Origin of the sequence: Nisaea sp., from assembly GCF_965216895.1 — a bacterium.
GTDB lineage: Bacteria > Pseudomonadota > Alphaproteobacteria > Thalassobaculales > Thalassobaculaceae > Nisaea.
Genome location: NZ_OZ244205.1, coordinates 2,979,693 through 3,004,617 on the forward strand (window position 1 = coordinate 2,979,693; position 24,925 = coordinate 3,004,617).

A 24,925-nucleotide genomic window follows, 5' to 3' on the forward strand; every position below is an offset into this window, starting at 1 on the left:
ATTGCGCCATGTTGGCGAAAGGTCCACCTTGGGGACCGGTATGTCCCTGAAATTCAATAATTCGACGTTTCTCAGACACCGGCAAATGGGGTAGCCTTCGAGCCAGGGTCGTGGGGCCAGACTTACGGTGGCGGGAGGAAATCGCATGCACGATAAGCTGCATACCCTGAAGCAGGAATTGATCGACGGACTGATTGCCCTGCTGCAGGAACGGGTCGCCAAGGGCAAACAGACGGAAGCGGAAAGCTTCATCCGACAGTTCTACGCCAATGTCGCACCCCAGGACATTCTCGACGAAGAGCCCGAGGATCTGCTGGGGGCGGTGCTCTCGATCTGGGAGTTCGGCAAGACCCGCGCGCCCGGAAACGCAATCATTCGCGCCTACAACCCGCGCTTCGACTCGACCGGCTGGCAGTCCCCGCACACCGTCATCGAGATCGTCAACGACGATATGCCGTTTCTGGTCGATTCCGTGACCACCGCATTGGTGTCCAAAGATCTCACGGTGCATCTGGTCATTCACCCGATTCTTGCCGTAGAGCGCTCGTCCGAAGGCAAGCTGGAACATATCCTCGACAACGGCGCCGCCGGCGACGGAAACCTGCGCGAATCCTTCATGCAGCTACGCGTCTCCGAGCAGACCTCGGCCGAGGTTCTCGGCAAGATCGAAGAGGAACTGCATTCGGTCCTCGAGGATGTCCGGTCGTCCGTCGAGGACTGGCGCACCATGCGCGAGAAAGTGCTCGACGTGGTGACGGAAATCGGCGCGCGGCAGACACCGCACAACCGCGAGGAAGTCAGCGAAGTCATCGATTTCCTGCGCTGGATCGAGGACAACCATTTCACCTTCCTCGGATATCGCGAGCTCGACTATGTCGGCAGCGGCAAGGCCGCGAAGATGCAGGTGGTGGACGGTTCGGGCCTCGGCATTCTCCGCAATCCGGATGTCGGCGTGTTCGACGGACTGCGCAATCTCGGCCAGCTTCCCGAAGACGTCCGCAGCTTTCTGACCAGCCCCGATCTGCTGCTGATCATGAAAGCGAACCGCAAGGCCCGGGTCCATCGCGCGGTTCACATGGACACGATCATCGTCAAGAAGATCGACCAGACCGGCAAGGTCACCGGGGAGCACCGCTTCATCGGGCTGTTCACCTCCGTCGCTTACAACCAGCGACCGAGCGACATCCCGATGCTGCGCCAGAAGGTCCACCGGATCGTTCAGCGCGGCGGCTTCGCGCCGGACAGCCATGACGCCAAGGCGCTTGTCAACATCCTGGAGACCTATCCGCGCGACGAGCTGTTCCAGGCGAGCGAGGACGACCTTCTCACCACCTCGATCGGCATCCTTCATCTCCAGGAACGGCAGAAGACGGCGCTGTTCGCCCGTGCCGACCCCTTCGAACGTTTCGTCTCCGTAATTCTTTTCGTCCCGCGCGACCACTACACCACACAGATCCGCGAAAGGTTCGCGGATATTCTTTCCAAGGCCTTCGACGGCACGATCGCGGCGTTCTACACGCAAATGTCGGAATCCGTCCTAGCGCGGCTTCATTTCATTATCACAACGGAACGCGGTTCGGTTCCGGAGGTCGATATTGCGGAGCTGGAGCACCGTCTGGCCGATACCGCCAGATCCTGGGCCGACAAACTGCACCAGGCCCTGATCGAGGCGCGCGGCGAGGAGCAGGGCAATGCCCTGCTGCGGCGGTATCGCAATGCGTTTCCCTCCTCCTACAGGGAGACCTATTCGGCGCAGGGTGCGATCTTCGACATCGACCGGATCGAGGAAACCCTGGCCGATGGCCGCCTCGCGATAAACCTGTTCCGGCCGGTCGGCTCGGGCGACCGCGAGCTGCACCTGAAATTCTTCCATCGTGAGACGCCGGTGCCGCTCTCGGACGTGATGCCCATGATCGAGAACATGGGCGTGCGCGTGCTCAGCGAGCGGCCCTACGAAGTGTCCTCAAGGGATCTCGGCAACGCGGTCTGGATCCACGATTTCGAGATGCAGCTCAAGGGAGACCAGGCCGTCGACGTCGCCAGAATCCGGCAACCGTTCCACGACGCCTTCGAGGCGGTCTGGAGCGGCAAGATGGAGGACGACGGCTTCAACATCCTCGTCCTGCAGGCCGGCCTCACCTGGCGTCAGGTGGCAATGCTGCGCGCCTACGCGAAATACCTGCGCCAGGCGGCCTTCACCTTCTCGCAGGATTACATGGAAGAGACCCTGGCGGAGAACGCGGCGATCGCACGCCTGCTTGCCACGCTCTTCGAAGCGCGTTTCGACCCGGCGAAAGACGGGTCGAAACGGGATTCGGAAGCGGCATCCGTCACGGCGGAGATCGAGGCGGCGCTCGACAGTGTCGCCAATCTCGACCAGGACCGGATCATCCGCCGTTACCTGAACCTGATCCAGTCCACCCTGCGCACGAACTATTATCAGCTGGACGAAGCGGGCGAGCCGAAACCCTATATTTCCTTCAAGCTCGACAGCCAGATGATCGAGGACCTGCCGCTGCCGCGCCCGCTGGTCGAGATCTGGGTCTATTCGCCGCGGGCCGAGGCGGTACACCTGCGCGGCGGCCGGGTCGCCCGCGGCGGCATCCGCTGGTCCGACCGGCGTGAGGATTTCCGCACCGAGATCCTCGGCCTGATGAAGGCACAGCAGGTGAAGAACGCCGTCATCGTTCCGGTCGGCTCGAAAGGCGGCTTTGTGGTCAAACGTCCGCCCGCGGACGGCAGCCGCGAGGCGATGCAGGCCGAAGCGATCGAATGCTACAAGATCATGATGCGCGGGATGCTGGACATCACCGACAACATCTCCGGCGCCGACATCGTGCCGCCGGAGATGGTCGTCAGGCACGACGAGAACGATCCCTACCTCGTGGTCGCCGCCGACAAGGGAACGGCGACCTTCTCCGACATCGCGAACGGAGTCTCACAGGATTACGGCTTCTGGCTCGACGACGCCTTCGCGTCCGGCGGCTCTGCCGGCTACGACCACAAGAAGATGGGCATCACCGCAAGAGGCGCCTGGGAATCGGTCAAGCGCCATTTCAGGGAAATCGGGGTCGATATCCAGACCACCGACTTCACCGTTGTCGGGGTCGGCGACATGAGCGGCGACGTGTTCGGCAACGGCATGCTGCTGTCCAAGCACATCCGTCTTGTCGGCGCCTTCAATCACATGCACATCTTCTTCGATCCGTCCCCGGACACGGCGAAGAGCTGGGCCGAACGCAAGCGCCTGTTCGAACTTCCGCGCAGCACCTGGACGGATTACGACACGAAACTGATCTCGAAGGGCGGCGGGATCTACCCGCGGTCGGCGAAATCGATCGATGTGACGCCGGAGATGAAGACCGTGCTCGGCGTCAGGAGCGACAAGATCACACCGAACGACCTGATCCGCGCCATGCTCAAGGCAAAGGTCGACCTGCTCTGGTTCGGCGGCATCGGGACCTACATCAAGGAAAGCGGCGAGAGCAATCCCGACGCCGGAGACCGCGCCAACGACGCGCTTCGGATCGATGCCCGGGAGGTCGGGGCCAAGGTGATCGGCGAAGGCGCCAATCTCGGAATGACCCAGCGGGCGAGGATCGAATTCGCGCTCGGCGGCGGGCGCATCAATACCGACGCGATCGACAATTCCGCCGGTGTGGACTGCTCGGACCACGAGGTGAACATCAAGATCCTGCTCGGCGGCGTGGTCACGGAAGGCGACATGACCCGCAAGCAGCGCGACAAGCTGCTGGAGGAGATGACCGACGAGGTCGCGGATCTGGTGCTGAAGGACAATTACGACCAGAGCCAGGCCCTTACCATGGCGATGGAAGAGGGCACCGCCCTGCTCGACGCCGAGACCCGGCTGATCCGGGAGCTCGAGCGCAGCCACCTGAAGCTCAACCGCGCGGTCGAGTTCCTGCCGGACGACGAGACCCTGGCGGAGCGGATGAGCGCCGGCCAGGGGCTGACGCGTCCGGAACTCGCGGTGTTGCTCGCCTATGCGAAGATGGAACTCTATGACGAGATCCTGCCGTCCGACCTGCCGGACGATCCGATGCTGGCCGGAGACCTGATCCGCTATTTCCCGGCCCGCGTGCACAAGTCGCTGGCATCAGTGATCCGGGAGCACAGGCTGAAGCGCGAGATCATCGCGACCTATGTCTCCAACAGCATGATCAACCGGGTCGGTGCGACCTTCGTCAATGCGGTGCGTGAGCAGACCGGCGACGCCGCCCCGGATATCGCCCGCGCCTATATCGTCGCCCGCGACGTCTTCGCCATCCGCCAGCTCTGGTCGGCAGTGGAGGATCTCGACAACAAGGTCTCCGCGGACGTGCAGACCCTTATGCTGCTCGACATCAAGCATCTGGTTGAACGGGCAGCCGTCTGGTTCCTGCGCAACGAACGCCGGCCGCTCGATCTGCAGAGCCTGACCGAAACCTATATCGAGGGCATCGCCGAACTGACGCAGACTCTCGACAAGGTGCTGACCGAAACGCATCGGAGCGTGATCGCGAAGAAGGCGGCGAGACACGAGGCGGCCGGGGTTCCGAAGGAACTCGCGCGCGGGGTCGCCAGTGCCGATGTGCTGGTTTCCGGTTGCGACATCGTGCGCCTGTCCCGGCAGACCGGAGAGAGCGTGCCCCGGGTGGCGGAAGTCTATTTCGCCCTCGGCAACAGGTTCTCGATCGACTGGCTCCGGGAACGGGCCGACCTCGTGGTCGCCGAATCGCATTGGCAGAAGATGGCGGTCTCGGCCGTGGTGGACGACCTCTACAATCACCAGTTCCAGCTTGCCCAGACCGTGCTCGACGAATGCACCGACGGCAAGACGAAGAAAGCGTCCGCCGAGAAGAAGATCGACAGATGGACCGCCTCGCGGAAGGAAGCGTCCGAACGGATGAGCCGCCTGCTTTCCGACCTCCGCGCGGCAGAGGGCGTCGATCTCTCCATGCTGGCCGTCGCCAACGGCCAGTTCCGCTCTCTGCTCGCCCACTAGACGGCCGGACGCGGGAGTGGGGCGCGATAATCCGGGGCGGCGCCGCGCGGCGATCTCCTGGTGTCTTTTCGACTGGGCGAATTCACCGCTGCCGACGGTGATCATCACCTTTGTCTTCTCGGCCTATTTCGCCCGCGGCGTGGTCGGGGACGAGGTCGAGGGGACGGTGCTCTGGAGCCGGGCGCTCACGATCGCCGGCCTCGCGGTCGCCATTCTGGCACCCGTGCTCGGCGCCATCGCCGACAGATCCGGGCCGAAGAAGCCCTGGGTCGCGGGGTTTTCCCTGCTGGCAATTCTTGCGGCGAGCGCGCTCTGGTTCGTCCATCCGGATCCGGGCGACACAATGCTCGCGCTCGTCGCGGTCGGTCTCGTGCTGATCGGCACCGAGTTCGCGAACATCTTCTACAACGCCATGCTCGGCGGCATCGCCCCGCCCGGACGACTCGGCCGCATCGGCGGCTGGGGCTGGTCGCTCGGCTATCTCGGCGCCATCGTCTGCCTGCTGATTGCGCTCTTCGGTTTCGTCCAGGCGGACGTGCCGCCTTTCGGGCTCGACAAGGGCGCGGCGGAACATGTCCGGGCGACGGCGCTGCTGGCCGCCGCGTGGTTCCTGCTCTTCTCGATGCCGCTGCTGCGCTATGTGCCGGACGACGAACACGTCCCCCTGCCGGTCCTCCAGGCGGCGCGCGAGGGGCTCTCGACGCTTTGGGCGACACTGCGCGGGCTGCGTCGTCACCCCGATATCTGGATCTTCCTCGTTGCCCGCATGCTCTATGCCGACGGGCTTGCGACCCTGTTCCAGTTCGGCGGGCTCTATGCCGCCGGGACCTTCGGCATGAGCTTCGCCGAGATCATCCAGTTCGGCATCGCCCTCAACGTCACCGCCGGGCTCGGGGCCTTCCTCTTTGCCTGGGTCGACGACTGGATCGGCGCGAAGCCGACCATCGCGATCTCGCTCGTCGGCCTGATCGGCTTCGGCTTCGCAGTTCTGGTGGTCGAGGACGTCGGCTGGTTCTGGGTCTTTGCGCTGGCGCTCGGGATCTTCGTCGGCCCGTCACAGGCGGCGAGCCGCACGCTGCTCACGCAGATGGCGCCGCAAGCAGCCCGCGCGCAGATGTTCGGGCTCTATGCGCTTTCGGGCAAGGCGACGAGCTTTCTCGGCCCGGCCCTGCTCGGCTGGGCCACGATCGCATTCGACAGCCAGCGCTGGGGCATGGCGACGATCCTGCTGTTCTGGATCGCCGGCCTTGCCCTGCTCGCGTTTGTCAGGCCCGCATCTCGGCGCGGACCTGCTGCCTGAAGACGTCGATCGGAACCGGGTTTCCGCCACGCTCCACATACCAGAAGGTCCAGCCGTTGCAGGCCGGTGCGCCCTGCACCGCGGCGCCGACGGAATGGATCGACCCCTTGGCGCTGTCGGAAACGAGCGAGCCGTCCGGACGCACCTTGGCGAACCAGCGGCGGCGCTGATCGAACAGGACCTCTCCGGGGCGCAGCATGCCGCGCTCGACGATGTTGCCGAACGGCACCCGCGGCTCGGAACGTTTGCTCTCGATCTTCAGCAGGCTCTCGTCCTCGATGCGCTTCACATGTGCGATCCGGTTCATGGCGATCTCGGCATAGTCCTGCTCGCGCTCGATGCCGATGAAGCGCCGGCCGAGTTTCTTCGCCACCGCACCCGTGGTGCCGGAACCGAAGAACGGGTCGAGCACGACATCGCCGGGCTGCGAGGTCGAGAGCAGCACGCGGGCAAGCAGGCTTTCCGGCTTCTGCGTCGGGTGCGCCTTGCGGCCGTCGACCTTCAGGCGCTCGGAACCGGTGCAGAGCGGCAACAGCCAGTCGCTGCGCATCTGCTGGTCGTCGTTGAAGGCCTTCATGGCCTCGTAATTGAAAGTATAGCGCTTGCTCGACTCGCTCTTGGCGCACCAGATCAGGGTCTCGTGCGCGTTGGTGAAGCGCTTGCCGCGGAAATTCGGCATCGGGTTGGTCTTGCGCCAGATCACGTCGTTCAGGATCCAGAAGCCGAGATCCTGCAGCGTGGCGCCGACCCGGAAAATATTGTGATAGCTGCCGATCACCCAGAGACCGCCATCGTCCTTCAGGACCCGGCGCACGGCATTCAGCCAGTCCCGGGTGAAACGGTCATAGGCCTGGAAGGTCTCGAACTGGTCCCAATGGTCGTCGACCGCGTCGACAACGGAGTTGTTCGGGCGGACGAGTTCGCCCTGGAGCTGGAGATTGTAGGGCGGATCGGCAAATACCAGATCCACCGACTTCTCCGGCAGTTTATTGATTTGTTCGATGCAGTCGCCGACCAGAATCTGGTCCAGCGGCAGCCTGTCTTGCGCCGTCATTTGGTCCGTCCGTGCCAAGGAAAGATCGGCGGAGTCTCCGGTATTCGCGGAATCCCGTCAAGACGGCGATATCTTTTTACTAAATAGAGTCAAATACTTATAAGATAAACACCAGATGTTGTGTGAAGTCCGGCCCCTGCCCGGATCTCTAGCATGTCCGAGCGGCCGAAACGGCCTCGCGCACCGGCCGGAAAGAGCGGCGGTGCTGCGGCGTCACACCCAGGGTCGCAATTGCTGTCCGATGCTCCGCCGTTCCGTAGCCGGCGTTGCGCTCCCATCCGTATCCCGGATGCCGCCCGGCAAGCGCCTTCATGATGGCATCGCGATGCACCTTGGCGATGATCGAGGCGGCGGCGATGCTGGCGGAACGCTGGTCGCCCTTGATCACCGGCCACATTGGAATTTCCAGTCTCGGCAACCGGTTGCCGTCGACGAGGCAGAGATCCGGGGGGGATCCAAGAGAGGCGGTCAGCGCCGCGACCGCACGTCCCATCGCCAGGAAGGTCGCCTGCAGGATGTTGATCCGGTCGATCTCCTCGACCTCGGCGATGCCGATCCCGAATGGAATTGTCTCCCGAAGCCGGGCCGCGATGGCATCCCGTCTGGCGATGGAGAGCTTTTTCGAATCGTTGACTTCGGCGATCAGGGGATCGGCGTAGAGCGACGGCGGAATGCAGGCTGCGGCGGCGGCGACCGGGCCGGCAAGAGGCCCCCGGCCAACTTCGTCGATCCCCGCGACGAGCGTTCCCAGGTTACTGCCGGCGTCGATTTCGAGGCTCAGGTCGGGCAAGAAACTCATTCCTCAGATACAGAGTACCGGTCCCGAAGCTACCCGAATAATCCAAGAATTTCATTTGGTTGACCGGGTAGGCCATGGCCCGGACGGCCCGGGTCCGCCGCCCGTTCGGACCCAGACTTACATCATGGTCGGTCTCGGCGCTACAAGTAGTTATACGCGGGCCACTATCCCCGAAATATTGTATCGGTGACATGTTCCGGCTTGCGTGTCCCACGGCCCCCGACGAGATAATCTAGGGGATTCCAACGGGACCGTACCATGTTTGAAGACTGGATCGCCGGGTTCGCCATTTTCGCTCTGACCCTGAGCATCACACCCGGCCCGAACAACACTCTCTTCGCGACCTCCGGGGTCAATTTCGGCATCGCCCGGTCGGTGCCGCATATTCTCGGGGTGGCCTTCGGCTTTCCGGCAATGATCACCGCCGTCGCGCTCGGCCTCTGGTCCCTGCTCAGCGCCGTCCCCGGACTGCTCGAGGGGCTGCGCTATGTCTCGATGGCGTTCCTCGTCTATCTCGCCTGGAAGATCGCAGGTGGCTCCGCGAACAACCTCGGAAGACCCGCCAGGCCGATGCGGTTTCACGAGGCCGCAGCATTCCAGTGGGTCAATCCCAAGGCCTGGCTGATCTCGGCCGGCGCCATCACGACCTTCGGCGGCGCGCTTCCGGACGGTTCCCCGGCGATTGCCTCGCGTCTGCCGGTGATGTGCGTTCTGTTCTTTGCGGCGGTGATCATTTCCGGCTTCACCTGGGCCGGGATCGGCGCGGGACTTTCCCGCTGGTTGCAGGGCACGCGGCTGCGCGCCGCGAATATCGCGCTCGCCCTGCTGCTGCTCTCCTCGCTCTTCCTGGCCTGAGGACGGCCTAGAGCAGGCTGAGCTGGTCGCCGGCCCGCGGCGGTACCTGAAACCGGTCGGTCCGGAGCAGGGGAAATTTCGACGCCAGGCCGGCCTTCTTCTTCGCCAGCTCGAAGCGGCGGTGGATCAACGCGGCATAGGGACCCGAGCCGCGCATGCGCTCGCCCCACTCGGCGCGGTACAGGGCACCGTCCCGGGTCTGGCGGATCAGGGAGTAGACCCGCTCCGCCCGGTCCGGAAAATGCTCCTCCAGCCATTCGCGGAACAGTTCCTTGATCTCCAGCGGAAGCCGGAGAAGGATGTGGCCCATGCCGCGTGCGCCCGCTTCCGCCGAGGCCTCGACCAGCGCCTCGATCTCCCCGTCATTGATCGCCGGGATGACCGGCGCCGCCAGCACATGCACCGGGATGCCTTCCGACTTCAGCGCATGGACCGCGTCGAGGCGGCGGGCAGGGGTCGAGGCCCTCGGCTCCATGATGCGGGCAAGATCCCGGTTCAGCGTGGTGATGCTGAGCGCCACGGAAACGAGCCCGCGGGCCGCCATCGGCGCCAGGATGTCGATATCGCGGGTGACAAGGGCCGACTTGGTCACGATCGACAGCGGATGGCCGAAATCCGAGAGCACCTGAAGCACCTCGCGGGTGATCCGCCGATCCTTCTCGATCGGCTGGTAAGGGTCGGTGTTGGTGCCGAGCGCCATGACCGCCGGCCGGTATCCGGGTTTGCGCAGCGCCGTGTCCAGCAGTCCCGCCGCGTCCGGCTTCGCCAGCAGTTTGGTCTCGAAATCGAGACCCGGCGAATAGCCGAGATAGGCATGGGTGGGACGCGCGAAGCAGTAGATGCAGCCATGCTCGCAGCCGCGGTAGGGATTGATCGAGCGGTCGAACGGCACGTCCGGGGACTGGTTGCGGGCGATGATGGTGCGCGAGCCATCCACCGCGACCTCGGTCTTCGGCCGCTTTTCCGCATCCCATCCGTCCGGTGACGTGCTCTGGAAGGGATTGTCGCCGGGCCAGCCGCCGATCACCCGTTCCCGGCGCTCGCGCTCGAACCGCCCGGTCGCATTGGTGACCGCGCCCCGCCCCTTCACGGGAGAACGGATCAGAACGTCGGGGTCAGGCATTTCCGACATGCTGAAATCGGCATCGACCATGTCGTCATGGTAGACCCGGATCCGGAACAAAACAAGAACAATCAGGAGTCCCCGGACGGACTCTCCTTGTCGACCCGGTGCTGTTCGTGCCGTTCGGACAGCCGCTCCCGCCGCGCCATATCCGCCTCGTCCTCGGCTCGTTCGGCGCGTGTCCGGCCGAATTTCGACCGGTTCTCCTCGGCTCTCCGGGCATCGGCCTCGCGCGCCTTGCGCTTGCGGGCCTGGCGCAGGTTGACGATCTTGCCGTTCATCTGTTCCTCGGGATCTGCCAGCCGGCACTCAGTCCAATACCAACGGGTCGGGTCCCCGCCACTCGCCGCGGACCCGCTCCATGGTCTCGCGCCGCGCCATCCGGCGCAAGCGCTCGAGAACCCCTTTCAGCATCCGGTCGCGCTGCCCGTCTCCGCCTTTCGAGACCGGCGCCACGTTCTCCGCATACCAGCGGCAGCCCCAGGTCGTGGTCCGGAGCCAGGTCAGGCGGCGGAATGGCAGCAGCCAGGGCTCCAGCGCGCGCGCCAGCGACGGCGGTACGGCGGTCCTGTAGGTGTCGTAGAAATCGACGACATCGTCCCGGCCGACCTCGCCCGTCACCTCCGGATCCCAGGTCACCGATGTGTGCAGTGAAGCATGCGCGAGATCGATCGCCGGATTGCCGTACTGGGTCTTCTCCATATCGACGAAAATCGCGCGGCCGTCCTTCTGGACGACATAATTGCCCGGATGGGTATCGGTCAGGACCAGGGTCGGCGGCAATGGCGTCTTGCCGTGTTCCGCGGCAAAGTCCCGCGCCCATTTGCGCTCCTCCTCGAGGATCGTGCGCGCGCCCCGATCCTCGACCAGCGCCGGGATGAATTCCGCCTGTGCCTCGATCAGCGAAACCAGGGCCTCGATCGGACGCACGAGCCGGGCCAGCGGCGACATGTGCTCCGGAACCGGCAAGCGGTGAACGCTGGCGAGCGTCTCCGCGATCTGGGACAGGTCGCGCGGAAGCTGGGGCGCCTTGCCCTCGACCGCGTCCACGATCAGGGCACCGTTCGGCAGTCGCGGGCTTGGCTCGAGCTGGCCGTGAAGGGCCGGGGTGTGGCGGCTCGGCGCGGCGCGGCGGAAGCATTCCGCCTGAAGCGCGAGCGCCTCGTCCGGGGTCGTGTCACGGCGGGTCAGGCGCGGCACCCTGGCCACCAGCCGGCGCCCCTGCCAGGTCCGGTCACCCAGCAAGACGTGATCGTGCGTGAGGCCGCGTTCCGGCAGTTTGATCAGATCTTCGAGAGCAAGCCCGTGATAAGTATTGAGCTTCATCAGCTCGGCATGGAGATTGCGCAGGTCGAGATCGGTGGTCATGGCCGCAAAAGCTCTGAAATGGTCTAATCTTGCGCACCGGTGACAGCAGGCGCACTTCTATCCGCATCTGTTAGCACACCGGGCGAAGTAACGGAAAAATAAGGTCGGTTCTTGGTTAAGCGCGGCACATCGAAGAGCGAGGATCTGTGGCGGGTTCCGCCGCCGGGCGCGCTTGGGCCGCTCGACGAGCATGGCCGCCGCATCGGCGTCCCGGCGCCGGACCTCTCACTCAGCATCGTCATCCCGTGCCTCAATGCGGAGCACGGGCTGCGACGCACGCTCGACGCGCTCACCGGCGCCGCGCGCTCGGGTTTTACGCCCGAAATCGTCGTCGTCGACGGTGGCTCGACGGATCGCACGAAGGAGATCGCCGAGGCGTCCGGAGCGCGGGTGATCGAGAGCCCGCCCGGACGTGGCACGCAGCTCGCCGCCGGCGCCAGGGCGGCGAAAGGCGACTGGCTGCTGTTCCTGCATGGCGACACCGCCCTCGATCGCGGCTGGGCGGCCAGCGTCATGGTGTTCGCCAGCAACGAGCGCAACCGCGAGCGGGCCGCGGTCTTCAGTTTCGCCCTCGACGACGAGCGCCCGGCCGCGCGGCGCCTCGAGAGGATCGTCCGCTGGCGCAACCGGTGGCTGGGCCTGCCCTATGGCGATCAGGGTCTTCTGCTCCACCGGCGCTTTTACCGCCGTCTCGGCGGCTACAAGGAGATCCCCCTGATGGAGGATGTCGATCTGATCCGCCGGATCGGCCTCAGCCGGCTTGCCTTGTTCGACGTCCGCGCCGTGACCTCCGCCGAACGCTATGTCCGCGGCGGATATTTTCGCCGGGCGCTCCGCAACCTCTTCTGCCTGACCCTGTTTTTCTGCCGCGTTCCGCCGCGGCTGATCGCCCGGATCTACAGCTGAACCGATGCCCCGCAAGACCCTGATCCTGTTCGCCAAGACGCCGCGCGCCGGCCTCGTCAAGAGCCGCCTCGCCCGCGATATCGGGCGCCATCCGGCAACCCGCTGGTACCGGCGCAACCTCTCGGAAACCCTGAGGCGACTCGGCCGCACCGGTCAGTGGGACTGCCTGATCTTCGGCACGCCGCACCACGCCGCCCGTTGGCCGTGGCCGCGGCCCTGGCGCTTCCGCCACCAGGCTTCCGGCGATCTCGGACAACGGATGCTCCGGGCGCTCCGCGCCTTCGGCGGGGGCCCCGTTGTGTTGATCGGCAGCGACATTCCGGGGATCGAACCGGTCCACATAGCGGAGGCGTTCCGCAAGCTCGGAAGCAACGACGCGGTCTTCGGCCCCTCGGCGGACGGCGGCTACTGGCTGGTCGGATTCTCCCCGCGCTATCGCGGCGACCCCTTCCGGCGCGTACGCTGGTCGACGGAACACGCCCTCGCGGACACGCTCAGCGGGTTCGGTCCGGGGCGGCGGATCGGGTTGGTCGCGAAACTGAGGGACGTGGATAGGGGTGCCGACCTCAGGGCAACCGGTCAGGCGGAGCGCCCGTAGAGCTCGTGCTCGCGCAGGCGCGGCATGATCTCGACGAAATTGCACGGGCGGAAGCGGATATCGAGCTGGTTCTTCAGGATCTCGTCCCAGGCATCCTTGCAGGCCCCGGTCGAGCCCGGCAGGGCGAAGAGATAGGTGCCCCGCGCCACCCCGGCGATGGCACGCGACTGGATCGTCGAGGTACCGATCTTCGGATAACTGATCCAGCGGAAGAGTTCCCCGAAGCCCTCGATCTCCTTCTCGAAAACCGCACGGAAGGCCTCCGGCGTCACGTCGCGCCCGGTGAGCCCGGTGCCACCGGTGGACAGCACCACGTCAATCCCGTCATCCTCGATCCAGCTTTGCAGCTGGCCGGTAATCCCGGGGACATCGTCCTTCACGATCCTGCGGTCGGCAAGAATATGACCGGCGCCGGTCAGGCGCTCGACCAGCGTGTCGCCGGAGCGGTCCGTCTCGAGCGTCCTTGTGTCGGAAACGGTCAGAACAGCGATATGGACGGGAACAAAGGGACGGGACTCGTCAATTCCTGGCATGTTTCGGGTCGCCTGGCTGCTGCGTGAGATCGATTGACTCATAGCGCGGCCAGGACCCGGCGGCAATGTGGTCCAGCGACGGGGCGGGCTGGCCGAGGCGCAGCCGGTACATCCAGAGATTGGTCAGCACCCGCTCGATAAATTCGCGGGTTTCATGCCGCGGAATGGATTCGATGAACAGCAGCGGATCCTGCTTGAAATCGACCTTCTTGTTCCATTTCCGGAGCGTGCCGGGGCCGGCATTGTAGGCGGCGAGGAGCTGGAACAGGCCCTCGTTCACGCTGTCCTGCTTGAGCAGGTGGCCGACATATTCCTGGCCGAGCTTGAGATTCAGGTTCGGGTCCATCAAGGCCTTGCGCCCGTCGCGGCTGCGGAAACTGCGGTCGTTCGCGACCCAGGCGGCCGTGCGGGGCATGATCTGCATGACACCGATGGCGCCGCGGCCGCTGCGCGCACTGGCGTTGAATTTCGATTCCTGCCGGGCGATGGCATAGATCAGCGCCTTGTCGATTCCGGCGATCGAGTCGAGCTGCCAGTCCGGAAGCGGGTAAAAGGCCGCATAATAGGGCCGGTCGCCGCGGGCCCGGAGAATGCCGGCGATGCGCATGGCGAGGCCGGGCATGCCGTTGCCGGCCGCGACGGTCATGATCGCGCCATGCATGTAGTCAGGCATATTCGGATAGAGCCGGCGGAGCTCCTTTTCCGCGAGGTCCATGCGGCCGACCTGCATGAGGGCGAAAGTCCGGCGGCCGCCGGGGGCGTTTAGGAGCGCCTCCCTGATGTCCTCGCTGAGCTCGGGCAGCGTCCAGTCCAGCGGCATGTCGATGCCGAGCGCCCGCCGGGCCAGAAGCCCGTAAAACGTCGCCGAGTGGGTTGCCGCCTGCGCGAGCCAGAGCGTCGCCTGACGCGGACGCCGCTCCGCCAGATGCGCACGCGAGGCCCAATAGGCGCCCGCGGCCTTCACCCAGCGGGAGACGTCCGGAGCGCGGGCAAGAGATTCGAAATGCCCGGACGCGGCGTCGTAGTCGCCCTGTCGCCAATAGGCGAGGCCGGCCGTCCAGTGCGCGGTCGGGATCAGATCGCCGGAAAGCTCCAGGCTCTCCTTCGCGTAGCGGACCGCCTTTTCGTCGACATTGAAGACGAAATAACCGTGCGCGATCTCGGCCAGCGCATGGGCGCGGTCGGTCTTGCCGAGGCCGTTGCCGGCCTTGGAGTTCAGATATTTCAGGCCGCCGGTCGGGTAACCCCGGCGCACGAAACGCCGGATCTCCCGGACCACGCCGCGGCCCTGGCGCGAGATTTTCGGACCTTTGCGGACCAGATGCTGCTGCGGCTCGACCGCGCCATTCACCTGCGAGGCGCCGCTGCCCGTCAAATAACCTTTCTGCGGGCGCGCCGGCGCCTTCCAGTTGCCCGGTTTTCGGCGGAGTGCCAGGCGATAGATCTTGCGCGCGCCCGGATGGTCCGCGTACTGCGCCATCCAGTCCTTCAGTTCCTTGTATTTGGACCGGTAGGCCGTTGGGTGCATGTAACGCTGAAAAAGCACGTGACCCATCAGGACTTCGTCGTCGAGTTCAGCGATCAGCTTGTCGGCGGCACGCCATTCTCCGGCGTCCTGCAATTCGAAGATCTTCGCGTATCGCGCGATATCCTCTTTGCCGATCACCTCGAAACGGATTCGCGGCGCGACCGATTTGGACTTAAGGACATGATTTTGAGAGGAGGCTCGCGACGTAACCGCGTCGTTGCGCGCCGCCGCGTCAGCCGGCCCGATATTGGCTGATACCCCAGCGGCCAAACCCAGGACCGCACCTGCGATCAACTGAACGTATGGCCACTTTCGACGGTGCCGAGTCGGTTTTTCACCTCTCATCATGACCAGCTAAGTAGGGCAAGAATGTGGCAATCTCAAGCAGCGATTTCGGGTACCTGCCTCCCGCCAACCAGCACAACTACTTAAGTTTGAATTTTGATGTAAAGGCTTAATACAAGGTATTACTTTCTGTGATTTCAATAAGTTAACCGGCAAAATTACAGTCCCTCGCAGACAGGAGAAATTCTCGCCAATTTAGGCGAAAACGTTACCGTAAATTACTGAATAATTTGCTTTATTGTCAGGAGATCGCGCCATGCAAGCGCCTTTTGACCGGAAGATCGGAGCAGGAACGCCGGGTGGAAAAGCGGGATCGCCGGAATCGATCCGTCAAGATCCGGGCCGACATAATCGAATTGCCGGCCACGCAGACGCATGATGCCCTGACGCTGGTCGAGAAGCGTCTTCGCCGAGGTCCCTCCGACCGGAACCAGGACGCGCGGACGAACCAGCGCGATGTGGCGTCGGATGAACGGCAGACAGGTAGCGATCTCCGCCGGTGTCGGTTCCCGGTTCCCGGGCGGGCGCCATGGCAGGATGTTGGTGATATAGGCGTTCTCCGTCCGATCGAGACCGATCGACTGCATCATCCGGTCCAGCAACCGCCCGCTCGCGCCGACAAAGGGACGCCCCTGACGGTCCTCGTCCGCGCCGGGCGCCTCTCCGATAAACATCACGTCCGGTTGCGTGACACCCTCTCCGAACACGAGGTTGGTCGCCGTGACCTTCAGCGGGAAGCCCTCAAGGGTTTCGAGCGCGGCCCGAAGGTCACCGAGCGTTTGCGCCGCCGAAGCGAGAGCACTGGCCGCATTGTCGGACGGCGGCTCCACGGCGGCGGGCGCCCGGCGTGGAGCCGCTTCCGGCGCGGGGGCCGCAGATCGTTTTGGATCCGAAACGGGCGCCGCGGCGGTGCTCGCGGCGCTCTGGACCGGGGTCGATGGAGTGGCGGCGAACCAGTCCACCGGCTCCTCGCCGATCGCCTCGTCGGCGCCGAGTTCGACATACCACTGCAGCAGGGTCTCGGGGTCCGGTACTGTCTCGTCCAGCGAAAGGCTCACGCGTTCCTCGTCTCTCATTCGTGACACAGGCCGCTTCGCGTCGCTTGTCGACGCCGGGGAGCTGTGCCAAGTAAGACACTAACCTGTGTAAGAAACGATTTGGAGAGGTTCATGGAACGCGAGTCGATGGAATACGACGTCGTAATCGTCGGGGCCGGTCCTGCCGGCCTTTCGGCCGCGATCCGGTTGCGTCAGCTCTCGGAGCAACATGGCCGGGATCTGAGTGTCTGCGTAATCGAGAAGGGCTCCGAGGTCGGGGCCCATATCCTGTCCGGCGCGGTCATGGAGCCGCGCGCGATGGCCGAGCTCTTCCCGGACTGGAAGGAACGCGGCGCGCCGCTGAACACGCCGGTGACCCAGGACCGCTTCATGTATCTGACCCGCAATGGCGGATACCAGCTGCCCTGCCCGCCGCAAATGAACAATCACGGCAATTACATCATCAGCCTCGGCAATGTCTGCCGCTGGCTCGCCGAGCAGGCCGAAGGGATGGGCGTCGAGATCTATCCGGGCTTCGCCGCTGCCGAAGTGCTCTACGACGAGAACGGCGCCGTGCGCGGCGTCGCGACCGGCGACATGGGCATCGGCAAGGACGGCGAGCAGACCGCGAATTACACCCAGGGCATCGAGCTGCACGCCAAGCAGACGCTTTTCGCCGAGGGTGTGCGCGGGTCCCTCACCAAGACCCTGTTCGAGCGTTTCAGTCTTCGCGACGGCGTCGATCCGCAAACCTACGGCATCGGCATCAAGGAACTCTGGGAAGTCGATCCGGCGGTGCACCAGGAAGGCCTCGTCGTCCACACGGTCGGCTGGCCGATCGACGGCGGCACGTATGGCGGCTCCTTCCTCTATCACCTGGAGAACAACCAGGTGGCGGTTGGTTATGTCATCGGGCTGGATTACGAGAACCCGCATCTCAGCCCGTTCGAAGAATTTCAGCGCTACAAGACGCATCCGAAGATCCGCCATTTCTTCGAAGGCGGCCGGCGGATCTCCTACGGCGCCCGTGCGATCAACGAGGGCGGCTTCCAGTCGATCCCGAAGATCACCTTCCCGGGCGGCGCGATCCTCGGCTGCTCGGCCGGCTTCCTGAATGTGCCGAAGATCAAGGGCTCGCACACCGCGATGAAGTCCGGCATGACTGCTGCCGAGGCGCTGTTCGACGCCATGAAGGACGGTGCCGGCGCCGGTCTGGAGGTCACGGACTATCGCGCCCGGATGGAACAGTCGTGGGTCTGGGACGAGCTGAAGGCGGTGCGCAACATCCGCCCGGGCTTCAAGGCCGGCTTCCTGATGGGCATGGCCAATGCGGGTTTCGAGACCCTGTTCAAGGGCAAGAGCCCTTGGACCCTGCATCACCACCACGACCACGAATGCCTGAAGCCGGCGGATCACTGCGAGAAGATCGCCTATCCGAAGCCGGACGGGAAGGTCAGCTTCGACCGGCTGTCCTCGGTCTTCCTCTCCAACACCAACCACGAGGAAAACCAGCCGGCGCACCTTACCCTTAAGGATCCGTCGATCCCGGTTGAGCATAATCTCGCGCTCTATGACGCACCGGAGCAACGCTATTGCCCTGCCGGCGTCTACGAGATCGTCCGCGACGATGACGGCAGCAATCCGCGCCTGCAGATCAACGCGCAGAACTGCGTCCACTGCAAGACCTGCGACATCAAGGATCCAACCCAGAACATCAATTGGGTGGTTCCCGAAGGCGGGGGCGGACCTAACTATCCGAACATGTAGGACGACTGACGCCCGGGGCCTTAATCGCCAGACAGCCGGAAACGAGAGGGTAGACACATGACTGCACGAGGACCGCGAACCGGACGCCTCGCAGCGGCGTTCCTTGCGGCCGTGACGCTCTCATCCTGTGCCGTGACCGATCCGGCGGTGAAACTGCCTGACGTTCCCGCGCGTGCCACCGTGTCCGGCGACTACCTGAAGGCCCTGCACGCCTACAGAAACAGCGACCTCGCCGCCGCCGCGCAGAGTTTCGGCGCCGTGCTCGCGGCGGACCCCGGAAATCCGGGCCTGACCCAGCGCACGTTCCTCGCGCGGATTTCCGACGGGAGGACCGCCGATACGCTCGAAATGGCCGCTGATCTGGTCGAACGGCAAGACGGTTACGCGTTCGGTCGCCTCGTCCTCGCCCTCGCCGCCATCCGGAAGGAAGACTACGCCGCCGCCCGCACACAACTCGAGGCCCTGGAAGAGTCGCGGCTGACGCAGATCCTGCGCCCCCTGCTCCTTGCCTGGGTCGAGGCCGGCAGCGGGAACTGGACGGCAACCGGTAAACATCTGGATGCGATCCGAAGACAGGGTGGCTTCGCACTCCTCGCGGACCTTCACGGCGGCTACATCGCCAGCCTGAAGGGAGATTTCGAGGCCCTCGACAAATCGTTCCGGTCCGCGCTCTCCGCACTCGACCGACCCCCGGCGCGGCTTCGAATCGGAGCCGCGTTGCATTACGCAAGAGCCGGTCACGTGACGGCGGCGCGCGAAATCCTGGCCGGCGGCGATCTCACCGATCAGAACAGGGATGCCCTGGACGCGGCACTGGCGGCGGCGAAAGCCGGCGGACCGGCGAAGGGCCTCGTCTCTTCGGCGACGGACGGCGTGGCAGAAGCGCTTTTCGACATCGCCAGCGCCCTGCAACGGGACCGCGGCAGCGAGATCGCCCTGATCTATGCCCAGCTCGCGCTCTACATGCGGCCCGACTTCCCGCTCGCCCGCCTGCTGGTCGGAGAAATCCTCGACGACCGGAACCGCCACAGCGACGCACTCGCGATCTACCAGGAGATCGGACGGGACTCGATTTATCACATCATGGCGGGGCTCCGGGCCGCCGCGGCGATGGATGCCGAAGGGAACCGGGAGGGCGCCCTCTCCGTGCTCCGCGAACTGGCCCGGACCTATCCGGACAACGGAACGGTGCTCGTGCGCCTTGCGGACACGCTGCGATCGGACGAGGCCTGGGTCGAGGCCATCGAGGCCTACGACGCCGCCTTCGAAAAACTCGGTCCGGCGGCGAACGACGACTGGACGCTGTTCTATACTCGCGGCATCGCGCTCGAGCGGGCCAAGAGATGGGAACGGGCCGAGGCCGATTTTCTGAAAGCGCTCGAGCTATCGCCGGAACAGCCCTACGTGATGAATTATCTCGGCTATTCCTGGGTCGAGCAGGGCCGCAACCTCGAAGAGGCGCAGTCCCTGATCGAGCGCGCCGTGCGGCAACGCCCGAACGACGGCTACATCGTCGACAGCCTCGGCTGGGTGCTTTACCGGACCGGGCAGCACCGGGCGGCCGTCACCCATCTCGAGCGTGCGGTCCAGCTCCGGCCGGGCGACGCGGTGATCAACGATCATCTCGGCGATGCCTATTGGCGGGTCGGCCGCCGCCTCGAGGCGACCTACCAGTGGCGCCGTTCGCTGGACATGGATCCGGAGCCCGCCCTTGCCGGCGAAATCGAGCGCAAACTCCGCGATGGCCTGGTCACGGGCGACGCGCCCGCATCGCCCGGCAATGGCTGATTTCGGCACGCGGGTGCTGCGAGCACCCGCCAAGGTCAATCTCGGCCTTCGGGTTCTCGGTCGCCGGCCCGACGGCTATCACGAGCTGGTCAGCCTCGTCGCCTTCGCCGACCTGCACGACAGCATTACGGTGTCGCCGGCACCGGGAGCGGATGACACGCTGACTGTGACCGGCGCCTTCGGAGGCGCTCTCGAGAAAGACAACCTGATCCTGCGCGCGATTGCCGGTTTTCGCACCCGCGCTCCGGGCATTCCCGCGCTCCGAATCCATCTGGAAAAGTCGATTCCCGTGGCCGCCGGGCTCGGCGGAGGATCGGCGGACGCGGCGGCGATTCTGCGCTTTCTCGCGGCACTCGTCGGGCGCGATGCCATGCAGTCGGAAACCCGGCACCTTGCCGCGGCCCTCGGCGCCGATGTGCCGGTCTGCCTCTCCCCCCGCAGCCGGATCATGCGGGGCACCGGCACCGACCTCGATCCGCCCGCGGAGGAGTTCCCGCCGCGTCCGGTCCTGCTCGTCAATCCCGGTGTCCCGGTGCCGACCGGAGCTGTCTTCAAGGCGTTGGCCGCCGGCCCGATACCCTTCGAACGAGCGCAGACCGACTGCGGCCCGATCGAACAGAACGACCTGGAGGGGCCCGCCTGCCGCGTGGCGCCGGAGATCGAAGCCGTGCTCGCCTTCCTTCGGGGTCTTCCGGACGTCTTGGGCGCCCGGCTGTGCGGCAGCGGGGCAACCTGCTTCGCCCTGTTCGAGACCGATACCGGGCGCGACAAGGCGGCCGAACTGGTCGAAGCGGCCCACCCGGGATGGTGGCTCCATGCGGGCCGGCTTCGGAACTGGTCGGCGGAAGAATTGGATATCCCGGCCTGACACGAACTTCAGGGCGTGGCGGCTTTGAGTCGTTTCAGGAGTTCGGGACTGGCTTCTCCGCTTTGCGGAATCTCGGCGGATTCCTGGAAGGCGCGGATGGCACTCCGCGTCTTCGGGCCCATCAGCCCGTCGAGGCGTCCGTCGTAAAATCCGAGACGGGTGAGTTCGCCCTGAGTCTCCGCGACGAGACTGGCCGGGGTGGTGGTGACGGTCTGTACGCCCTCGGCGCCGCCGAGCGGCGTCGCCGGCTCCGACGCGATGTCCCCGCTACCGGCCAGCAGCTCGATGGCGCGATCGTCGCCGGCTCCGGCCGCGGCACGGTAGAGCTCCAGGGCGGCAGCCTTGTCCTGCGCGACGCCGAGACCCTCGTCGGTCATGATCGCGAGATTATAGAGCGCGCGCGCCAGCCCCTGGTTTGCCGCGGCACGGAACCAGCGGGCCGCCTCTTCGAAATTGAGCGGTATGCCGCGGCCTTCGGCATACATGACGCCAAGATTGTATTGCGCGTTCGGATGTCCCTGCTCGGCGGCGCTGTGATACCAGAGCAAGGCCCGCACATCGTCCTTGCGAACGCCCTGGCCGGTCTCGTAGAGCACGGCGAGATTGTATTGCGCACTCGCAAGTCCCTGGATCGCCGCCTCCCTGAGCAGCTCCGCCGCTCTCGCGACGTCCTTCGGCCCGTCTTTCCCCGTGAGAAAGGCGATCGCGAGGTCGTGCTGCGCGGTCGCGTCGCCCGCTTCGGCCCGTTGCGCCAGCGCCTCGCGCACGGATTCGGAAGCGCCGCCGGCCTCTGGCGGCAATGCGGCGACCTGGCTGTCCGATTCCGCCCCGCCCGCGGACCCGTCGGGCGGGGCCGGCATGGGAGGCGCAGGGGGCGGCGCAGGGGACGGCACCACCTCGGTCACTGTCTTCGCCGGCGCGGCTTCCGGGACCAGAACGGGCTCTGTCTCTTTCGGTTCCGGAGCGACCTCGATCTCAGCCGGAGCGGCCGGGACCGGGCGCGGCGCAGATTTCGGGGCCGGATCCTCGACCGGTCTCGCGGCGTTCTGCGAGGCCGTCCCCGCCGACGCGGATGGCGCCGTATGCGCCGGAGCCGCGCCGGGCTCCTCCTCTGCGGGCGCCAGTCCGGTCTGCGGCCACTCCTGTTCGACCTCGGGCGAGATCTTCGTCGACTCGGGTCCGGCCGTTTCCGGAGCCGGGGCCTGTCCGCGTGTCCCGGGGTGATCGGCCGCTTGCCCGGGTTGTTCGGGTTTGTCGCCGCCGAACAGTGCGGTTCTCGCCCGGCTCAGAACAGGCTCGAGCTGTTCTGTCAGCGATTCCAGAACGTCGGAGGCTTCCGTTGTCGCCATCCTCATCGCGGGGCGGACGTTGCGCTCGATTTCCGCTCTGATCTGCCCGAGCCCGACGCGATCCGCCATTGCGTAGAATCCCGCCGCGGTGAAGAGCACAACGGCGGCCACCGCGAGCACGAGCCGGCGGCGGCTCGGCCGACGGGTCCGCGCCGTCGACCGGCGAGCCTCCTCGGCACCGGCCCCCGGATGAGACTCATAGCCGCTCTTCTGAACGCCGCGGAACGCCATCGGCAGTTCGAGAGGTTCCGCCTCGGCCGGCGTTCCGGAAGGCGGTTCAAGATCGTATTCGGTCGGGCCGAGGTCTCCGGTCGGCGGCGGGGGGTCGCTCTCCACCGCGTCGACGGCCCCCGCAAGCGCGCGGAGCCGGCGGTCGATTTCCCGCGCGCGGTCCGACCCCGCACCTTCCGAACCGGACAGCAAGGGCATGTCGAGACTGTCGAGGCCGGGGTCGAGATCGTGCACCGGGGGAGCGGGCAGGCCGGGGTCGGCCGACGGATACGGATATTGCTCGGGCCACGGGGCTTCCGCTTCAGCCACCGGAGGCGCTTCCGGTCCGAAATCGTCGTCAAATTCGGCTTCGGCGTCCGGATCCCGCTCGGGAACCGGGCCGATCCGGGATTGTGCCGGAGCACTGCGTTCCAGTGCGACCATCCGCTCGGCCAGATCCAGCAGCGCGAGACCCATCGGGCGCAGCGCGTCGTCCAACCGGCTGGAGGATGCATCCAGTTCGTCGTCAACGATATCGAGCAAGGCGTCGGCATTTGAGCTGCCCGGTGCGACCGGTGCGGGACCGGGAGCCGGGAGCGCTTCCGGATCAGTGACCGCGGGTTCGGAGTCCGGCCGGCCGTCGCGCGGCCGCTGGCCGCCATGGACCCGGATGGCATAGTCGATCCAGGCACCGATGGTCTGTTCTTCCCGCTCCGCCGCGGTGCGTGCGATATCGCGGACATCTTCCTCGATGCCCTTCACGCTCCAAGTTGTCGCCTTGCGGGCCACCGGCACTCCTGGGTTGACTGGCTGGGCTCATGAGTAGTGGTCGGTCCGATACCGCCTAACCCGCCGCTTTCGTTCAATTTATACACTCCTGAACGGTAGCGCTACCCGCGACGGAAAAGACGCGAAAAGAAGCCGCGGCCAGAGCCCTGCCCAGGCAGAACCAGGCGTTCCACACGCCCGAGACGTTCGGAGAGGCGCATCACCGCGCGCTCGATCGGCGCGGTGGAGAACGAGGATTCCTGCGCCGCCGGCAAGGCCGCCGGCCGCGCATTCAACGCCTCGACCTCCGCGGTCAGGGTCTCGATCTTGCTCAAGAGCGGCTCGAAGCGCGCAAGCGTCCTGTCCTCCATCGCATCGGCCTTGGATTTGAGCTCCCGCAGCTGCGTTTCCAGGGTCTCCACCCGCTTCGACAGCGCCGCCCCTTCCGCCTCGGACAATCCGGGGGCGACCGGAGCGGAAGCCGGCGCCGGAACCGGGTGCTGCATCTGGGGGGCCGGCGGCGGATAACCGGAATTCGCCGGCATCGGCGGTTGAGCCGGCGCCGGAACGCCCGCATGCGGACTGCCGCGGAACTGCCAGGGATATCCGGCAGAGGCGGTGGCGACCATGCCCTCGTCGATAGCCTCCTCGGCGACGCTCCATTGCCCGCGCCCGAACGCAAAGCGGGGATCGGCCCGGCCGATCCGGTGGCGTTCACGCGGTCCCTCCGGGCCCCGTGCGGCGGAGGAGGAGCGATCCTCCCGAGCGGGCGCAGGTTCGGGCTCAGTGGCCGCAGGCCTGTTCTCGGCAGGTTTGTCGCTTGCCGCATGGCGAATCTGTTCGCTCAGCCAGACGCCGATCGGCATACCTGCCTTGCGCGCCGCAATCTTGGCCGCTTCGCGGTCTTCAGCCGAGACGCCTTTCACACTCCACGGAGATTTGCCTGCCACCCGACAATCCGCCTTTGGCTTGTTTTAAGGGTCGCGCCGCCGGGACGGCGACCGATCCGGCAAAAAATACCAAAGGTTACCGGGTATCGCAATGATTTCTGCGCCTTCGGCGAGATACGACGCACCGGATATGACCGGGTAGAAAATCGTCCAGGTAGTGGGAAGTGCCTATCTACCAGCCGTCGAGACGGCGCTGCTCCGGAACAGACATCGTCTCCTCGGAAGATCCTGCCGCGTTTTCCTCGAGCCGGGTCAGACGGTGGGCCATCCGTTCGATGATGTCCTGCAGCGGGCCGACGACATGGGCGACCTGTTCCTCCGCGGCGTAGATCCGCTCCCGCACGGCTGCCCGCAGTGCCTCTTCATCCTCGAGAGTTGGGACAACAGGCCCTCCGTCGTCCTGCCGGATCGGGGCCGACGGGGCCGACGCGCCGGGTTCCGGGCCGACGTCGCGGATCGCGCGGCTCACCCATTCGCCGATCGTCATGCCCTGCTGCGCCGCCGCTTTCTTGGCGATCTCGCGCGCTTCGGGCGACACGCCCTTCAGGCTCCATGGCAGCACCGATTTGGCCATGTCCGTCTGCAACCTCGAAAAGCCAAAGGATCTGAGGAGTCTAACCGCTTGTACCGCCAATGTTAAGGGCGCGGTGTCGAAGCGGTTGCAAGCAGTCCGCTTTCTGACTATGTTCCCGCGCGATTGGGGCGTAGCCAAGCGGTAAGGCAGCGGTTTTTGGTACCGCCATGCGCAGGTTCGAATCCTGCCGCCCCAGCCAT

19 protein-coding genes and 1 tRNA gene are annotated in these 24,925 nt (G+C 65.5%); 9 read left to right on the plus strand and 11 right to left on the minus strand.

Annotated features, from left to right (window positions below; translation table 11 throughout):
- Nucleotides 1-145 precede the first annotated feature (145 nt).
- Together ACOOE1_RS14400 and ACOOE1_RS14405 are read left to right on the plus strand one after the other, a co-directional pair.
- A complete protein-coding gene (locus tag ACOOE1_RS14400) occupies nt 146-5,005 on the plus strand; it encodes an NAD-glutamate dehydrogenase (protein WP_420402892.1) in 4,860 nt (1,619 codons plus the stop codon).
- A gap of 16 nt (nt 5,006-5,021) precedes the next feature.
- Complete coding sequence (locus tag ACOOE1_RS14405; protein WP_420402893.1) at nt 5,022-6,305, plus strand: MFS transporter; 1,284 nt, start codon at nt 5,022-5,024, stop codon at nt 6,303-6,305.
- Here the strand turns inward: ACOOE1_RS14405 and ACOOE1_RS14410 are convergent.
- Nucleotides 6,271-7,359: a site-specific DNA-methyltransferase gene (locus ACOOE1_RS14410; RefSeq protein ID WP_420402894.1), complete on the minus strand. Its 1,089-nt coding sequence runs from the start codon at nt 7,357-7,359 to the stop codon at nt 6,271-6,273. The genes ACOOE1_RS14405 and ACOOE1_RS14410 overlap by 35 nt on opposite strands.
- 148 nt (nt 7,360-7,507) lie before the next feature.
- On the minus strand, nt 7,508-8,149 hold the full coding sequence (locus tag ACOOE1_RS14415) for a ribonuclease HII (protein ID WP_420402895.1): 642 nt from the start codon (nt 8,147-8,149) through the stop codon (nt 7,508-7,510).
- Nucleotides 8,150-8,416: 267 nt separating this feature from the next.
- On the opposite strand from ACOOE1_RS14415, the gene ACOOE1_RS14420 reads away from it, so the two are divergent.
- Nucleotides 8,417-9,013 carry a LysE family translocator gene (locus tag ACOOE1_RS14420; protein WP_420402896.1) on the plus strand — a complete coding sequence of 199 codons (597 nt, stop codon included), beginning with the start codon at nt 8,417-8,419 and terminating at the stop codon, nt 9,011-9,013.
- Between the two features lie 7 nt (nt 9,014-9,020).
- Here ACOOE1_RS14420 and ACOOE1_RS14425 read toward each other — a convergent pair whose 3' ends face one another.
- From ACOOE1_RS14425 to ACOOE1_RS14435, 3 genes are read right to left on the minus strand one after another with little or no spacing between them, the layout of a single operon-like run.
- Nucleotides 9,021-10,196 (minus strand): PA0069 family radical SAM protein, encoded by a 1,176-nt coding sequence (locus tag ACOOE1_RS14425; RefSeq protein WP_420402897.1) that lies wholly within the window; start codon nt 10,194-10,196, stop codon nt 9,021-9,023.
- 11 nt (nt 10,197-10,207) lie between these two features.
- Nucleotides 10,208-10,417: a DUF4169 family protein gene (locus tag ACOOE1_RS14430; RefSeq protein WP_420402898.1), complete on the minus strand. Its 210-nt coding sequence runs from the start codon at nt 10,415-10,417 to the stop codon at nt 10,208-10,210.
- A gap of 28 nt (nt 10,418-10,445) precedes the next feature.
- The gene (locus ACOOE1_RS14435; RefSeq protein ID WP_420402899.1) at nt 10,446-11,504 is read right to left on the minus strand and encodes an aminoglycoside phosphotransferase family protein; all 1,059 of its coding nucleotides are present in this window, start codon (nt 11,502-11,504) and stop codon (nt 10,446-10,448) included.
- 111 nt (nt 11,505-11,615) lie between these two features.
- Between ACOOE1_RS14435 and ACOOE1_RS14440 the strand changes: the two genes are divergently transcribed.
- On the plus strand, nt 11,616-12,410 hold the full coding sequence (locus tag ACOOE1_RS14440) for a TIGR04283 family arsenosugar biosynthesis glycosyltransferase (RefSeq protein ID WP_420402900.1): 795 nt from the start codon (nt 11,616-11,618) through the stop codon (nt 12,408-12,410).
- Between the two features lie 4 nt (nt 12,411-12,414).
- Nucleotides 12,415-13,008: a TIGR04282 family arsenosugar biosynthesis glycosyltransferase gene (locus ACOOE1_RS14445; protein ID WP_420402901.1), complete on the plus strand. Its 594-nt coding sequence runs from the start codon at nt 12,415-12,417 to the stop codon at nt 13,006-13,008.
- Here the strand turns inward: ACOOE1_RS14445 and moaB are convergent.
- The 3 genes from moaB to ACOOE1_RS14460 all read right to left on the minus strand — a co-directional run bounded on the left by moaB (nt 12,990) and on the right by ACOOE1_RS14460 (nt 16,472).
- The gene (gene moaB / locus ACOOE1_RS14450) at nt 12,990-13,541 is read right to left on the minus strand and encodes a molybdenum cofactor biosynthesis protein B (protein WP_420402902.1); all 552 of its coding nucleotides are present in this window, start codon (nt 13,539-13,541) and stop codon (nt 12,990-12,992) included. The genes ACOOE1_RS14445 and moaB overlap by 19 nt on opposite strands.
- A complete protein-coding gene (locus ACOOE1_RS14455; RefSeq protein WP_420402903.1) occupies nt 13,528-15,207 on the minus strand; it encodes a transglycosylase SLT domain-containing protein in 1,680 nt (559 codons plus the stop codon). Before ACOOE1_RS14455 ends, moaB begins: the two co-directional genes overlap by 14 nt.
- 425 nt (nt 15,208-15,632) lie before the next feature.
- Nucleotides 15,633-16,472 carry a uracil-DNA glycosylase gene (locus ACOOE1_RS14460; protein ID WP_420402904.1) on the minus strand — a complete coding sequence of 280 codons (840 nt, stop codon included), beginning with the start codon at nt 16,470-16,472 and terminating at the stop codon, nt 15,633-15,635.
- Between the two features lie 111 nt (nt 16,473-16,583).
- Here ACOOE1_RS14460 and ACOOE1_RS14465 point away from each other — a divergent pair, with 111 nt between their 5' ends.
- The 3 genes from ACOOE1_RS14465 to ACOOE1_RS14475 are packed head-to-tail and all read left to right on the plus strand — an operon-like array spanning nt 16,584 to nt 20,874.
- A complete protein-coding gene (locus tag ACOOE1_RS14465) occupies nt 16,584-18,218 on the plus strand; it encodes an electron transfer flavoprotein-ubiquinone oxidoreductase (protein WP_420402905.1) in 1,635 nt (544 codons plus the stop codon).
- A 57-nt stretch (nt 18,219-18,275) separates the two neighbouring features.
- Complete coding sequence (locus ACOOE1_RS14470; protein ID WP_420402906.1) at nt 18,276-20,006, plus strand: tetratricopeptide repeat protein; 1,731 nt, start codon at nt 18,276-18,278, stop codon at nt 20,004-20,006.
- Nucleotides 19,999-20,874: a 4-(cytidine 5'-diphospho)-2-C-methyl-D-erythritol kinase gene (locus ACOOE1_RS14475; protein ID WP_420402907.1), complete on the plus strand. Its 876-nt coding sequence runs from the start codon at nt 19,999-20,001 to the stop codon at nt 20,872-20,874. The genes ACOOE1_RS14470 and ACOOE1_RS14475 overlap by 8 nt, the downstream gene beginning before the upstream one ends.
- Nucleotides 20,875-20,882: 8 nt before the next feature.
- On the opposite strand, the gene ACOOE1_RS14480 is transcribed toward ACOOE1_RS14475, so the two are convergent.
- The 3 genes from ACOOE1_RS14480 to ACOOE1_RS14490 form a co-directional block, all read right to left on the minus strand.
- A complete protein-coding gene (locus ACOOE1_RS14480; RefSeq protein ID WP_420402908.1) occupies nt 20,883-23,222 on the minus strand; it encodes a peptidoglycan-binding protein in 2,340 nt (779 codons plus the stop codon).
- A gap of 101 nt (nt 23,223-23,323) precedes the next feature.
- Nucleotides 23,324-24,151 (minus strand): hypothetical protein, encoded by an 828-nt coding sequence (locus ACOOE1_RS14485; protein ID WP_420402909.1) that lies wholly within the window; start codon nt 24,149-24,151, stop codon nt 23,324-23,326.
- 172 nt (nt 24,152-24,323) lie between these two features.
- Entirely contained in the window at nt 24,324-24,725 is a 402-nt protein-coding gene (locus tag ACOOE1_RS14490; protein ID WP_420402910.1) for a hypothetical protein, read from the minus strand.
- A 124-nt stretch (nt 24,726-24,849) separates the two neighbouring features.
- Here ACOOE1_RS14490 and ACOOE1_RS14495 point away from each other — a divergent pair.
- Nucleotides 24,850-24,924: transfer RNA gene (locus ACOOE1_RS14495), tRNA-Gln, on the plus strand.
- Nucleotide 24,925 lies beyond the last annotated feature (1 nt).

What these genes read in the sequence shown, in the direction of transcription:
- ACOOE1_RS14400 (WP_420402892.1), top strand. Translation starts at nt 146, where the DNA reads ATGCACGATAAGCTGCATACCCTGAAGCAGGAATTGATCGACGGACTG.
- ACOOE1_RS14410 (WP_420402894.1), bottom strand. Translation starts at nt 7,359, where the DNA reads ATGACGGCGCAAGACAGGCTGCCGCTGGACCAGATTCTGGTCGGCGAC.
- ACOOE1_RS14420 (WP_420402896.1), top strand. Translation starts at nt 8,417, where the DNA reads ATGTTTGAAGACTGGATCGCCGGGTTCGCCATTTTCGCTCTGACCCTG.
- ACOOE1_RS14430 (WP_420402898.1), bottom strand. Translation starts at nt 10,417, where the DNA reads ATGAACGGCAAGATCGTCAACCTGCGCCAGGCCCGCAAGCGCAAGGCG.
- ACOOE1_RS14435 (WP_420402899.1), bottom strand. Translation starts at nt 11,504, where the DNA reads ATGACCACCGATCTCGACCTGCGCAATCTCCATGCCGAGCTGATGAAG.
- ACOOE1_RS14445 (WP_420402901.1), top strand. Translation starts at nt 12,415, where the DNA reads ATGCCCCGCAAGACCCTGATCCTGTTCGCCAAGACGCCGCGCGCCGGC.
- moaB (WP_420402902.1), bottom strand. Translation starts at nt 13,541, where the DNA reads ATGCCAGGAATTGACGAGTCCCGTCCCTTTGTTCCCGTCCATATCGCT.
- ACOOE1_RS14465 (WP_420402905.1), top strand. Translation starts at nt 16,584, where the DNA reads ATGGAACGCGAGTCGATGGAATACGACGTCGTAATCGTCGGGGCCGGT.
- ACOOE1_RS14470 (WP_420402906.1), top strand. Translation starts at nt 18,276, where the DNA reads ATGACTGCACGAGGACCGCGAACCGGACGCCTCGCAGCGGCGTTCCTT.
- ACOOE1_RS14475 (WP_420402907.1), top strand. Translation starts at nt 19,999, where the DNA reads ATGGCTGATTTCGGCACGCGGGTGCTGCGAGCACCCGCCAAGGTCAAT.
- ACOOE1_RS14490 (WP_420402910.1), bottom strand. Translation starts at nt 24,725, where the DNA reads ATGGCCAAATCGGTGCTGCCATGGAGCCTGAAGGGCGTGTCGCCCGAA.